This is a genomic window from Knoellia sp. AC549 (genome assembly GCF_979258975.1).
The window spans coordinates 2,456,135-2,469,030 of record NZ_OZ409890.1 but is presented as its reverse complement, the minus strand read 5'-3'; the positions used below and the strand labels follow the sequence as shown (position 1 = coordinate 2,469,030).

Sequence of the window (12,896 nt, the reverse complement as noted above, 5' to 3'; positions counted from 1 at the left end):
CTGAGATGAGCACACAGCTGCGACCTGTGGTCCGATGGTCGGCATGGGCCCTCACCGCGACACGAGCTCCGTCGCCATCCTGGCGTTGGCCACGGCGGGCATGGCCGTCTTCCTCCTGGGCGGCCTGTTCTCGCGGAGCCCGATCGGCATCGGTATCGCTCTGGTCTCCATCGTGGCCCTGGGACTGGGCCTTCGCGAGGCACGGCGCACCCGCCCGTGAGTGGGGACCAGGACGGGGTTCGACGTGCCCTCGACCAAGAGCGGCAGGCGGCGCTCGACCGGTTGGCGGCCCTGACCGGGGACTTCGAGCGGATCGTGGACTCCTCCCGCGACAGCAACGCCGACGACGAGCACGACCCCGAGGGCGCGACGATCGCCTACGAGCGCTCGCAGGTCGACGCCCTCATCTCCCAGGCGCGAGCGCAGCTCATCGAGATCGAGGCCGCATCCGCACGCCTCACCACCGATGACTACGGCGTGTGCGAGAGGTGCGGCCGGCCGATCCCTGCGGCCCGCATGGAAGCACGCCCCACCGCGAGGACCTGCGTCACCTGCCGCACCCGCTGACTTCTGCCGGGCCTGCGACCGGGTGAGCAAAAGGTGGGGTCAGGTGGTGGGTTTCTGGGCGGCCAGGGCGGCGTTGTAGAGGGCCGACCTCGACAGGCCGGTGGCCGAGGCGACGTCGGCGCACACGTCCTTGAGCCGCTCCCCCGCGGCGACCCGGTCGAGGATCGAGGTCAGGTTGCTCTCGACGTCACCCGCGACGGCAGCCGCGCCCGCCACGACGACCGTGATCTCGCCTCGCACCCCGTCATCGGCCCAGGCCACCAGCTCGACCAACGACCCGCGCCGCACCTCCTCATAGGTCTTGGTCAGCTCGCGGCACACGGCAGCCCGACGGTCCCCGCCGAACGCCTCCTCCATCGCCGCCAGCGACCTGGCGATCCGGTGCGGGGCCTCGAAGAACACCATCGTCCGCTGCTCCGCTGCCAACCCCTTGAGCGCGCGCAGCCGCTCGCCACCCTTGCGCGGCAGGAACCCCTCGAAGCAGAACCGGTCCACCGGCAGCCCTGAGACCGCGAGCGCCATGAGCACGGCCGACGGCCCCGGCACACAGGTCACGCGGACGTCGATGCCGACCGCAGCGGAGACCAGGCGGTACCCCGGGTCCGAGACGGACGGCATACCCGCATCGGTGACGACGAGGACGCGAGCGCCCTCGCGAAGTCTCTCGACGAGGTCGGCGGTCCGGGCGGCCTCGTTGTGCTCGTGATAGCTGACGACCTGACCCGCAGGGTTCACGTCGAGCGCCTGGCAGAGCCGTCGCAGCCGCCGAGTGTCCTCGGCCGCGATGACGTCGGCGGTGGCCAGCTCGTCGGCCAACCGCGGGGCCGCATCGCGTGGATCACCGATGGGTGTGGCCGCCAGCACGAGCACACCTTCGCGAGTCTGCTCCATGGCGCGATCCTCCCACGGCTTGCTCACAGGCAGCGTTGCCTACGATGGCCCGGTGACCCGGACCGAGGAGCTGCGCGAACGGCTGCTCGGGACCCGTCCGACCGATCGCGTCTGGGGGTGGGTCGGACCGCTGCTCATCGCCGCCATCGGTGGGTTCCTCCGGTTCTGGCACCTCGGCCGACCGGACTCGCTGGTCTTCGACGAGACCTACTACGTCAAGCAGGGCTGGTCGCTCATCGAGCACGGGGTCGAGCTGCGCGTGGCAGGCAAGAACGAGGACGCCGACAAGCTCTGGAACGCCGGCAACGTCAACGTCTTCAGCGACCAGGGCGACATGGTCGTCCATCCGCCGGTCGGCAAGTGGCTCATCGGCTTCGGCCAGTGGCTCTTCGGGCCGGGGAGCTCGTTCGGGTGGCGCTTCGCCGTCGCCGTGCTCGGCACTCTGTCCATCCTCATCGTGGGACGGGTCGCCCGCCGCCTGTTCGGCTCGACGCTGCTCGGCTGCACCGCGGCGCTGCTGCTGGCCGTCGAGGGCACGCACTTCACGATGTCGCGCACCGGCATCCTCGACATGGTCGTGTCGTTCTTCGCGCTGGCCGGCTTCGCAGCGCTCGTCGTCGACCGGGACAGGAGCCGCGAGCGACTGGCGCGCATCGTCGGCAGCCAGCCCACCGGCATACCCCTCAAGCACGGTCCGTGGCTGGGAGTACGCCCCTGGCGCTGGGTGGCGGGGCTCTCGCTCGGGCTGTGTGTCTCGACGAAGTGGTCGGGCCTGTTCTTCGTCGCGGTCTTCGGGCTGATGACGGTGCTCTGGGACCTGGGCGCGCGGCGGGCGGTGGGCGTGCGGCCGTGGATCCGCGAAGGGCTCTTCAAGGACGGACCGTATGCCGCGGTGCAGCTCGTCGTGACCTCCGCCGTCGTCTATGTCGCCTCGTGGGCGGGCTGGTTCGCGTCGAGCAACGGCTACCACCGGCAGTGGAACACGTTCCATCCGGGCGAGGGCATCCAGTGGCTCCCGGCGGTGCTGCGCAACTGGGTGAAGTACCACCAGGACATGTGGGACTTCAACACGACGCTCTCGACTCCGCACTCCTACTCGTCCAACCCGTGGGGCTGGATGATCCAGGCGCGGCCGACGTCGTTCTTCTACGAGGGCACGAAGCGCGGCGAGGGGTCGTGCGTGGCCGACACGTGCTCGCAGGCGGTGCACACGATCGGCACGGTGTCGCTGTGGTGGGTCGGCATCATCGCCCTGCTCGTCTGCGCCTTCCACTGGGCCGTGCGGCGGGACTGGCGCGCTGGGGCGGTGCTGGCGGGGATCCTCGCGGGGTACGCGCCGTGGTTCATGTACCAGCACCGCACGATCTACGCGTTCTACACGGTGGCGTTCGAGCCGTGGGTGGTGCTGGGGGTGGTGTTCTGCCTCGGGCTCGTGCTCGGCCGTGCGGGTGCGTCGCGGGAGCGACGGCGGTGGGGCGTGATCGTCGTCGCGGGCTACCTCCTCCTCTCGATCGCCCTTTTCGCGTGGTTCTACCCGATCTACTCCGGGCAGGTCATCCCCTACTCGCACTGGCTGCGGCTCATGTGGTTCCCCAGCTGGATCTGAGGTGTCTGGCAGCGGTCCTGTCGGGGGCCGTCCGTAGGGTGTGAAACATGTTCCTCCTCCGTGACGACGGGCGACTGATCCTCAGCCCGAGCGACCTGCGCATCGCCTCCCAGTGCGAGTTCGCGCTGGTTCGCGAGCTCGACGTCACGCTGGGTCGCGCGCCGCGGGCGCCGCAGACCGAGGAGCTCATGCTGGAGCGGCTCAAGGAGCTCGGCGACGCCCACGAGCGCCAGGAGCTCCTGCGGCTGTCGGCCGCGCACCCCGGTCGGGTCAAGCAGTTCCCCCGTCCCTCCTATGACCTGTTGTCGCTCACGGCGGCACACGAGACGACCCTTGCGACCCTGGCTGGCGACGACACCGACGTCGTGTTCCAGGCGACGTTCTTCGACGGCGGACTCGTCGGCCATGCCGACTTCCTCGAGCGCACCGATGACGGGTGGCTCGTCTGCGACACCAAGCTCGCGCGCAGTGCGAGCGTCCCGGCACTGCTGCAGATCGCGGCGTATGCCGCCCAGCTGCGTTCCGCGGGCGTGCCGACTGCTCCGGTGGCCCGGCTGGTCCTGGGCAGTGGCGTGGCGACCGACCACCTTCTCGACGACATCCTCCCTGTGTATGCCGCCCGGCGGGCTCGCCTGGAGGCTGTGCTCGCAGAGCACACGGCTGAGCCCGGGCCGGCCGAGTGGGGCGACGCGCGCTGGTTGGCGTGCGGGCGGTGTGAGGTCTGCGAGGCGGAGGCGGAGGTCGCTCGCGACGTGCTGCTCGTGGCCGGCGTGCGTCTGCCGCAGCGTCGGCGGTTGCTCGAGGCAGGGGTCTCGACGATCGAGGAGCTGGCGGTGCGCACCGAGCCGGTGCCGGACGTGCGCGAGTCGACCCTCGATCGGCTGCGTGAACAGGCCCGGCTGCAGCTGGTGCAGGAGTCCGACCCGGATGGGCAGGTGGTTGCCGAGGTGACGTCCGCTGCTGCCCTGCGGGCGCTCCCGGCCCCGAGCGACGGCGACATCTTCTTCGACTTCGAGGGGGACCCGCTGTGGAGCGAGCGGGGTTCCCATGACTGGGGACTGGAGTACCTGTTCGGTCTGGTCGAGGTCGACGGCGTGGATCTCGCGGGCGGCGAGAAGCCGCGGTTCCGCACGTTCTGGGCGCACGACCGTGTGCAGGAGAAGCAGGCGCTTCTCGACTTCGTCGCCTACCTCCATGAGCGCCGTCGCCAGTGGCCGGGTCTGCACGTCTACCACTACGCGCCCTATGAGAAGACCGCGCTGCTGCGGCTCGCGGCGCGTCACGGCGTGTGCGAGGACGACATCGACCAGTTCCTGCGCGATGGGGTCTTCGTCGACCTGTATGCCGTGGTGCGAGCCGGTATTCGCGTCTCCCAGCGGTCCTACTCCATCAAGAAGCTCGAGCCCCTCTACATGGGTGACCGGACGGCGGCCGTCGCCAAGGGCGACGACTCGATCGTCGCCTACCACCGCTTCGTCCTTGCCCGCGAGATCGAGGACCGGGCCACGGCCGAGCGCGAGATCCAGGACATCGCCAACTACAACGAGGAGGACTGCGTCTCGACGTTGCTGTTGCGCGACTGGCTGCTGGCCCGTCAGGGCGAGGCTGCCACCGGTGCAGGGTCGCCGGAAGGCGCGAACGCCGACCTCGTCGTCGGTGCCGGGTCAGAGTCGGATGGGGACGTCTCGGCGCAGGTGCCGAGCGACTCCCGGCGTGCCCTGCTCGAGCTCGAGGCCGTGCTGCGCTCCGCCATCGACGGGGTCAAGCCGCAGGACCGCACCCCGACGCAGCAGACGATCGCGATGGTGGCGGCGACCCTGCTCTTCCACGCCCGCGAGGACAAGCCCTTCTGGTGGAAGCACTTCGACCGGCTGCGCCTGCCGGTGAGCGAGTGGATGTCGGACCCGGGGGTGTTCGTCATCGAGGGCTGCTCCGTCGCACAAACCTGGCACCGAGCCACGCCACGGCAGCGCCCCCGGCGTGTCCTGCGACTCGAGGGCGAGCCGATGGGTGGGGTCCTGCTCGGTCCCGGCTCCGAGGTCGCCGCCATCTACTCCGCTCCCCCACCGGCGGGTGTCGAGCTGCTGCCGGGGCACATCAACGCCAAGTCGTCGGCTTCGGTCAAGGTGCTCGACTCGGAGGACGTCATCGCGCCCAACGGCCGCGTCCACCAGGTGCTCATGGTCGAGGAGCTGATGCCCAAGGACGGCATCGAGCACGACGACCACCTCGTCGCGCTGGTGCCGAGCGGCATCGTGCGCACCCTGCACATCGACGCGGCACTGGAGCGCCTCGCTCGACGCGTCCATTCCTCGCTGCCGGAGCTCCCGACCTGCGCGGGGGTCGACGTGCTGCTGCGCCGTCCACCCCGACTGCGGTCCGGCGGCTCGCTGCCGGCGCTCGGGTCAAGCGACGACCGCCACGTGCGGGCGATCACCGAGGCGCTGCTCGACCTCGACCGCTCGGCGCTGTCGGTGCAGGGTCCGCCGGGGACGGGCAAGACCTATGTCGCCTCACAGGTCATCGCCACCCTGGTGCGCGAGCACGGCTGGAAGGTCGGCGTGAGCGCACAGTCGCACTCCGCGATCCAGAACGTCCTCGCCTCCGTCGTCGCGGCTGGAGTCGACCCGGCGCAGGTCGCCAAGGCCAGCAAGGACGTCAGCGACCCGCCGTGGACGCACCTCGCCAAGGCCGACGACCTGTCGGCGTTCACCGCGGAGCAGGAGGCGCTGGGCCGCGGCTATGTCATCGGCGGGACTGCCTGGGACCTCACGAACCCCTCGCGGGTGCAGCCCGGGCAGCTCGACCTGCTCGTCATCGACGAGGCCGGACAGTTCTCCCTGGCCAAGACCCTGGCGGTCGCGGAGTCGGCCGACCGCCTGCTCCTCGTCGGCGACCCGCAGCAGCTCCCGCAGGTGTCCCAGGGCTCCCATCCCGAGCCGGTCGACGACTCCGCGCTCGGCTGGGTCATCCGGGCCGAGCGAGAGGACGAGCGCGTCCTGCCCTCCTCGCACGGCTACTTCCTCGAGACGACCTGGCGCATGCACCCCGCCCTCACCGAGCCGGTGTCGCGACTGGCCTACGAAGGCCGGCTGCGCTCCCATGAGGACCGCACGGCGAAGCGCCTGCTCGACGGCGTCGAGCCCGGCCTGCACGTCCGGCTCGTGGACCACCGCGACCGCAGCCAGTGGTCCCCGGAGGAGGCCGACGTCGTCGTGCAGCTCGTGCGCGAGCACCTCGGTCTCGCCTGGCAGCTTCTCCCCGGACGCTCCGTCGCGGCCGTTGGCGCAGGACGACATCCTCGTCATTACGCCCTACAACGCCCAGGTCGGCACCCTGCGGGCGGCGTTGGACGCGGCGGGCTTCGAGGACGTCGCCGCGGGCACGGTCGACAAGTTCCAGGGGCGGGAGGCGCCGGTGGCCATCGTGTCGATGGCCGCCTCGGCCCACGCCGACGTCCCCCGCGGCATCGGGTTCCTCCTCGACCGGCACCGGCTCAACGTCGCGGTCTCGCGAGCCCAGCACGCGGCATACCTCGTCCGATCCACCGTGCTCACGGACTTCGCGCCGCGCACTCCCGCGGAGCTCGTCGCTCTCGGCGCGTTCCTCGGGTTGTGCGAGCGCGCGGTGACGACGCTGCCGACCACGACGGTGGAGCTCCCGATGGTGAGCGCCTAACGCTCCAGGCGGTCAGCGCGGTGGGGCGCTCGGCGACGGCGGCTCGCCGGACTCGACGGGCTCGACCGGCCTCTCGAAGTCGACGTCGATCTGCTGGTAGGCCTTGAACCGGCCGATGCGGGCCTGCTGCGCGTAGGCCCGACGGTCACCGTCGGTGAGGTCCACGTTGTCGGTGAACTGGGTGAGGAGGGCTCTCGGGTACAGAGCCCGTTCGCGCACCACGTCGGCCTCGGCGAAGAGCACGGTCCCGAACGCGGCCAGGTGGAAGAACGCGAAGAGACCGATGACGATGCCGAACACCCCGTTGGTCGCGGACTGCGAGCGCGCGGCCGACTCGACGAGACCGACCCCGAAGTACTGCAGCACCTGCCACGTCGCGGCGGCACCGGTTGCCCCGACGGCGACCTGTCGCAACGAGAGGTCCAGTGCCACGGCGCGGCGCATCCCGAGGGCGAAGACCAAGGCCGTGCCGACGAAGGTCAGCACCGTGACGACGGGCCTGGTCATCACCGGGAAGCTGTCACTGGCTCGAGCGCTGACGACGGAGATCGCTGTGGTCAGCACGACGAAGAGCAGGATCGTCAGCAGGAGCAGGAAGCTGCGGCCCCGCGCCCGGAACGGGTTGGGTCGGGAGTTGCGCGGCACTCCCCACACGGTGTTCATCGCGTACTGGAAGGCCTGCCCGACGCCCAGCCCGCCATAGAGCGCGACCACGATGCTCACGATGATCCCGGCGATGCTTCCGCGCAGGCTCTGCGGCTGCCCGAGCTGCTCCCCGATGACCGGGATCTCCGAGAGTGCCGAGTTGAGGACCCGCGCCTGCAGGTCGGGATAGTTCACGAGGACGAAGCTCAGCGCCGTCGTGAAGAGGATGAGCAGCGGGAAGAAGGACAGGAACGCGTAGTAGGCGATGAGCCCGACGAGGTAGCCGGCCTGGTCGTCGACGAACTTGTAGATGACGGCCAGGGGGAATCCCACGACGGGGTGCTTGCGCTGGAAGCGATCCAGCTGTCCGACTTGTGCCACGCCCGAATCTCATCACAGCCGGATCCCGCCCACGTCAGAAGGCCGTGTAACCCCCGTCGGCGACGAGCACCGAACCCGTGATGAACGAGGACGCTTCGCTGGCCAGGAAGACCACCGCCGGTGCCAGCTCTCGACCGTGCCGTAGCGCCGCAACGGCGCGTCCTCGATCCAGTTCTGGCGGAAGCGTGGCTCGTCGACCGGGGACATGTCCGTCTTGATGTAGCCGGGTGCCAGGGCGTTGACCCGCACCCCGAACTCGCCCCACTCCGCGGCCAGGCTGCGGGTGAGGTGGTGCACGGCGGCCTTGGAGGCGTTGTAGGCGGGTTGCCACTGAGGCCGGTTGACGATGAGGCCGGACATCGACCCGATGTTGATGATCGTCCCCGCCCGCTCCTGCACGAAGTGGCGGCCGAAGGTCTGGCTGCAGGTCCACACCGCATCGAGGTTGACGTTCATCACCTGGCGCCAGTCCTCCGGCGTGACGTCGAGGGCGGGGGCGTGCACACACGCACCGGCGTTGTTGACGAGGATGTCGCACCGTCCGAACCGTTCCAGAGTCTCGTCGAGGGCGCGGGTGACGTCGTCCGGCCGGGTGACGTCCACAGCGAGGTATGCCGCGTCCACGCCTTCGTCGGTCAGGGCCTCGGCCACAGTGGCCCCTCGGTCCTGGTCGCGACCGAGCAACATGACCGACGCGCCGGCGGCGCCGAGGGCCTTGGCGAACCCCTCTCCGAGGCCGCGGGTCGCGCCCGTGACCACGGCCACCCGCCCGTCGAGCGCGAAGGGACTCTGCGTGTCCGACATGAGGTGTCCTTGCTCCGGAGGATGGCGACCGAGGGTCATCCGCAACCCATGGACATCACACCATCTCGATGAGGCTCAGGCCTCACACAGCCGTGAGGCAAAGGTCCGCCACGCCTCGTTCTGCGACCTCTGCGCACCTGGCACGCAAGAGGGCCGGACACGATGTCGTGTCCGGCCCTCTCGACTCTGGTGGAGCTGAGGGGATTCGAACCCCTGGCCTTCTCATTGCGAACGAGACGCGCTACCAACTGCGCCACAGCCCCATTGAGCGGCCTCACGATAACACCGGGCGAGGCCGGTCACGAAACCGGACGACCCGGCATACGCTCGACGACATGCGCCTCCGTATGCCGTCCAGCCGCGTCGGCCGCGCCGACCCCGCTGACCTGCCCAGACTCGGGATGTCGGCGCCGGCTCCCGCCTCCCCGCTGACCCACCACGAGCCCGCCGCCGACCCGGATCCGACGCACCAGCCAGCCGCCTGGCAGGTGCCCATGGGGGTGCGCACCGCGAGCGAATGGTCCTGGCGACTCCTCATCATCTCGGCCGTCATCTTTGGTGCGCTGTGGATCCTCGCCTACCTCTCCGCCGTCACGGTGCCGATCATCGTGGCCCTGCTCCTCACCGCCCTCCTCCGACCGGTCACGCGGGTGCTCAGCAGGGTCATCCCACGCGGTGCGGCGGCCGGGCTCACCGTCCTCGGCACCCTCGCCGTCATCGTGGGGGCGCTGAGCTTCGTCGGGTCGCAGCTGACCTCGCAGTTCAGCGACATCAGCAGCCAGGTCGGCGAGGGCATCACCGAGATCCGCAGCTGGTTCCGGACCACCTTCGGCATCACCGACACCCAGGTCGACGACTGGATCGCCCAGGCCCGTGAGCAGCTAGCTCCGGTGGCGGCAACCTCGGTGAGACCGCGGCGCAGGCGGGCCTCACCGCGACGCACGTCGTCGCCGGGTTCTTCATCGCGCTGTTCGCATTGTTCTTCTTCCTCTACGACGGTGAGCGCATCTGGGCGTGGGTCGTGCGCCTCTTCCCCCGCACCACGCGTGACCGCGTCCACTCCTCCGGCGTCATCGCGTGGAGCCAGCTGTCGGCGTTCACCCGCGCGACGATCCTCGTCGCGGCCGTGGACGCCCTCGGCATCGGCATCGTGGCCGCCCTGCTCGGGGTGCCGTTCGCCTCAGGCGTCGCCGTGCTGGTCTTCTTCGGCGCCTTCGTCCCAGTCATCGGTGCCGCGGTCTCGGGGGCCGTGCCGGTGCTGCTGGCCCTCGTGGCCCTCGGCCCGGTCCAGGCGCTCATCATGCTCGGTGGCGTCGTCGCGGTGCAGCAGCTCGAGTCGCACGTGCTCCAGCCGTTCCTCCTCGGTCGCGCCGTCCGCGTCCACCCGCTCGCCGTCATCCTCGGCATCGCTGCCGGTGTCGTCGTCGCGGGCGTGCTCGGTGCTCTCATCGCGGTCCCGCTCGTGGCCGTCCTCAACGCCGTGGGTCACCACCTGCTCGACGAGGAAGAGGTGCCGGACGACCTCGAGGACGAGGTCGAACAGGCGGAGGCCGAGCAGGAGGTCTGAGCCTGCACGACGAACGCCCCGCGAGGACTTCGCGGGGCGTTCGTCGTGTGCTGGGGGGGTGTCAGGCGCCGGCGGTGCGGCGCTGCAGAAGCTCGTCGTATGCCGGGTGCTCGCCTTGCGCTGCCGGCTCCGCCTCCCGTGCAGGCGCGGGACGCTCGGCGGCCTTGGCCTTCATCGTGTAGGTCGGTCGCGGCACCGGACGCGGATCCCAGGTGAGGGGGATGTCGTCCTCGTCGAGCTCGGGCAGGGCGACCTCGTGCTCGGCGACGGGCTGGACCTCGGCGACCGGCTGACGCTCCACCGGCGCCTGCACCGGGGTGGCACTGGCGACCGTCTCGGAGGCCACGTCGAAGGGCGCAGCGACCTGAGCCTGTGCGACCTGTGTCTGCTCGGCCGCCGCCGTCTCACTCGGCGCGGTCTGCGCCGAGTGCTGCGCCGCCGGATGCGCTGACCCGGAGAGAGCAGCCGGCGCGGCCACCCGGGCAGGCGTCGTCACGCGAGAGGGCTGGGACGTGTCGGCGGCGCGAACCGCAGCCCGGCGAGCGCGGCCCCGAGCGGCGCGCTGGGCCTTGAGCTCGGACTGGACACCGGCTCGCAGCCAGAAGAAGCCACCGACGGCCATGGCCAGGGGAACGACGAAGGACCAGGCCACCAGGACACCGAGCGCGGCGAGCACACCGAAGACGATCGTGCCGACGAGACTGATGAGCACGACCAGGCCTCGGGCGGCGCGGGCCGGGCGCATGGTGTGGCGCGGCGGGGTGACCGGCTCCAGGAAGCGAGCCGGCTCGACGCGGGCGGCGACCGGAGCGGCGACGTGGGCCTCGGCGCGCTTGACCGTGACCTGGGGCCGCATGGCCCGGGCGGGGCTCACGGCATAGGTGCGGGGAGCCTGCCCACCGTGGTCGACCGAGGGCAGCGGCGCCCGCCGCTGCAGGACGCGCATGGTCTCGGAGAAGGCGTCGACCGACCGGATCGTGGCGAGGTGCTCGCGACGACGGACCCAGTACTGGACGAAGTAGGCAGCCCAGATCCCAATGATGACAAGGAAGATCAGGCTGCTCGGCTGCACGAGCACGACGTTAGGCGTGCGGGAGGTCAGTCAGTCGGACCCTCAACGGTGTGTCGCGCACGTGACTGCTGTGACGTGTGGGTCAGCCGGTCCATCAGCGTCCCGCCGTCGAGATCCTCTGTCGTCAGGGCGAAGGAGCGGTGGTCGCGCCAGTCACCGTCGATGTGAAGCATCCGCTGACGCACCCCTTCGTCCCGGAAGCCGAGCTTGCGGACGACGGCCAGGCTCGCGGTGTTCTCGGGCCGGATGTTGACCTCGATGCGGTGCAATCCGAGGTCCTTGATCGCGTGGTCGGCCACGAGGGCCAGAGCGGTCGGGATGATGCCCTTTCCTGCCACCGACTGCGCCACCCAGTAGCCGACGGTGCAGGACCGGAACGACCCCATGACGATGTTGCTGACGTTGACCTGGCCGACGAGCCGCCTGTCGACCTCGATGACGAGCGGGATCATCCGGCCGGCGAGCGCGTCCTCCTGGTAGAGGTCGACGAGGTCGTCGAACGTCCGGGGCGAGGTCGCCGGGACCGGCGAGGTCGCATCCCAGGGGCTCAGCCAGTGGCGGTTGCGTGCCCGCACCGACGAGTACTCGTCGGCGTCCTCGGACCGGAGCGGCCGGAGGAGGATCGGCACCCCCTGCGTGGTGGTGCCGGCCAGCAGCAGCGACCATCCGCGCCGCGGGCGGTTCCACAGCATCAGTGGTCGCCCCCCGCGAGCTGGCTCAGCGCGTGCCCGAGCACGGGTTCGAGGACGGCGAGGGCGTCGCGCACCCCTCCGGTGGAGCCGGGGAGGTTGACGACGAGGGTGCGCCCGGCCACGCCGGCGAGCCCACGAGAGAGCATCGCGGTGGGGACACCAGCAGCGACGCCGGCCGCCCGGATGGCCTCCGCGATCCCCGGCACCTCGTGGTCGAGCAGGCCGGCCGTCGCCTCGGGTGTCGCGTCCGTCGGGCTGATGCCCGTGCCGCCCGTCGTGAGCAGCAGGTCGGGCCCTGTCGCCAGGGCAGCCTTGAGGGCCTCGACGATGTCGGCGTCCGCCACCACCGTGGGGTCGTTCACCTCGGCGCCCCAGGCACGCAGGGTCTCGACGATGAGGGCACCGCCCTTGTCGGGATAGACACCCTGCGACGCGCGGGTCGACGCCGTGACGACGACGGCGCGCCGCCCTGCGAGGCTGCCTTCGCCGGTCACTGTTCGACCCAGTCGCCGGACCGACCGCCGGACTTGGCGGTGACGCGGACGTCGGTGATGCGGGCGTGCTTGTCGACGGCCTTGACCATGTCGATGAGGGCGAGGGCGGCGACGCTCACGGCGGTGAGGGCCTCCATCTCGATGCCGGTGCGGTCGGCGGTGCGGACGGTGGCGCTGATGTCGACGCCCTCGTCAGTGACGACGAGGTCGACCGACGCGGCATGGACCGCGACCGGATGTGCGAGCGGGATGAGCTCCGGTGTGCGCTTCACCGCCTGTATGCCGGCCAGCCGCGCCACCGCGAGTGCGTCCCCCTTGGGGACCGTCCCGTCACGCAGGGCCGCGACCGCGGCGGTCGCGAGGAGGACCCGCCCCCGGGCGCTGGCCTCGCGTGCCGTCACCGCCTTGGCGGACACGTCGACCATGTGCGCCGTCCCGTCAGCGCGCACATGCGTCAGCCCGCTCCCCCGACCCTCACCCCCCGCCGCATTATCGGGTG

Annotated in this window: 10 protein-coding genes, 1 tRNA gene and 3 pseudogenes; 6 read left to right on the top strand and 8 right to left on the bottom strand. The window is 70.7% G+C overall.

Translation table 11 applies throughout. The annotated features are described in order from the left end of the window. Positions 1-43: 43 nt before the first annotated feature. On the top strand, positions 44-220 hold the full coding sequence (locus ACZZ98_RS12065; protein ID WP_463516462.1) for a hypothetical protein: 177 nt from the start codon (positions 44-46) through the stop codon (positions 218-220). Further along, complete coding sequence (locus ACZZ98_RS12060; protein ID WP_463516461.1) at positions 217-567, top strand: TraR/DksA family transcriptional regulator; 351 nt, start codon at positions 217-219, stop codon at positions 565-567. Before ACZZ98_RS12065 ends, ACZZ98_RS12060 begins: the two co-directional genes overlap by 4 nt. Before the next feature lie 39 nt (positions 568-606). Here ACZZ98_RS12060 and rsmI read toward each other — a convergent pair whose 3' ends face one another. Then, positions 607-1,458: a 16S rRNA (cytidine(1402)-2'-O)-methyltransferase gene (gene rsmI, locus ACZZ98_RS12055; protein WP_463516460.1), complete on the bottom strand. Its 852-nt coding sequence runs from the start codon at positions 1,456-1,458 to the stop codon at positions 607-609. A gap of 52 nt (positions 1,459-1,510) precedes the next feature. Here rsmI and ACZZ98_RS12050 point away from each other — a divergent pair, with 52 nt between their 5' ends. The 3 genes and pseudogenes from ACZZ98_RS12050 (at position 1,511) to ACZZ98_RS12040 (ending at position 6,742) form a co-directional block, all read left to right on the top strand. Continuing rightward, positions 1,511-3,064 carry a dolichyl-phosphate-mannose--protein mannosyltransferase gene (locus ACZZ98_RS12050; protein WP_463516459.1) on the top strand — a complete coding sequence of 518 codons (1,554 nt, stop codon included), beginning with the start codon at positions 1,511-1,513 and terminating at the stop codon, positions 3,062-3,064. Between the two features lie 47 nt (positions 3,065-3,111). Beyond that, positions 3,112-5,934, top strand: a pseudogene (locus tag ACZZ98_RS12045) (TM0106 family RecB-like putative nuclease); the annotation flags it as partial. A 232-nt stretch (positions 5,935-6,166) separates the two neighbouring features. Then, positions 6,167-6,742 carry an AAA domain-containing protein gene (locus ACZZ98_RS12040; RefSeq protein ID WP_463517774.1) on the top strand — a complete coding sequence of 192 codons (576 nt, stop codon included), beginning with the start codon at positions 6,167-6,169 and terminating at the stop codon, positions 6,740-6,742. Between the two features lie 12 nt (positions 6,743-6,754). Here ACZZ98_RS12040 and ACZZ98_RS12035 read toward each other — a convergent pair whose 3' ends face one another. The 3 genes and pseudogenes from ACZZ98_RS12035 to ACZZ98_RS12025 form a co-directional block, all read right to left on the bottom strand. After that, entirely contained in the window at positions 6,755-7,768 is a 1,014-nt protein-coding gene (locus ACZZ98_RS12035) for a YihY/virulence factor BrkB family protein (protein WP_463516458.1), read from the bottom strand. 34 nt (positions 7,769-7,802) lie between these two features. Continuing rightward, positions 7,803-8,572: pseudogene (locus ACZZ98_RS12030) on the bottom strand (SDR family NAD(P)-dependent oxidoreductase). Between the two features lie 187 nt (positions 8,573-8,759). Then, a tRNA-Ala gene (locus ACZZ98_RS12025) sits at positions 8,760-8,835 on the bottom strand. Positions 8,836-8,907: 72 nt separating this feature from the next. Between ACZZ98_RS12025 and ACZZ98_RS12020 the strand changes: the two are divergent. After that, positions 8,908-10,139: pseudogene (locus tag ACZZ98_RS12020) on the top strand (AI-2E family transporter). Between the two features lie 61 nt (positions 10,140-10,200). On the opposite strand, the gene ACZZ98_RS12015 reads toward ACZZ98_RS12020, so the two are convergent. From ACZZ98_RS12015 to moaC, 4 genes are read right to left on the bottom strand one after another with little or no spacing between them, the layout of a single operon-like run. After that, a complete protein-coding gene (locus tag ACZZ98_RS12015) occupies positions 10,201-11,211 on the bottom strand; it encodes a hypothetical protein (protein WP_463516456.1) in 1,011 nt (336 codons plus the stop codon). A gap of 26 nt (positions 11,212-11,237) precedes the next feature. Next, entirely contained in the window at positions 11,238-11,903 is a 666-nt protein-coding gene (locus tag ACZZ98_RS12010; RefSeq protein ID WP_463516455.1) for a GNAT family N-acetyltransferase, read from the bottom strand. After that, positions 11,903-12,397 carry a MogA/MoaB family molybdenum cofactor biosynthesis protein gene (locus ACZZ98_RS12005; RefSeq protein WP_463516454.1) on the bottom strand — a complete coding sequence of 165 codons (495 nt, stop codon included), beginning with the start codon at positions 12,395-12,397 and terminating at the stop codon, positions 11,903-11,905. The genes ACZZ98_RS12010 and ACZZ98_RS12005 overlap by 1 nt, the downstream gene beginning before the upstream one ends. Continuing rightward, positions 12,394-12,822: a cyclic pyranopterin monophosphate synthase MoaC gene (gene moaC, locus ACZZ98_RS12000; protein ID WP_463516453.1), complete on the bottom strand. Its 429-nt coding sequence runs from the start codon at positions 12,820-12,822 to the stop codon at positions 12,394-12,396. Before moaC ends, ACZZ98_RS12005 begins: the two co-directional genes overlap by 4 nt. Positions 12,823-12,896: the final 74 nt, after the last annotated feature.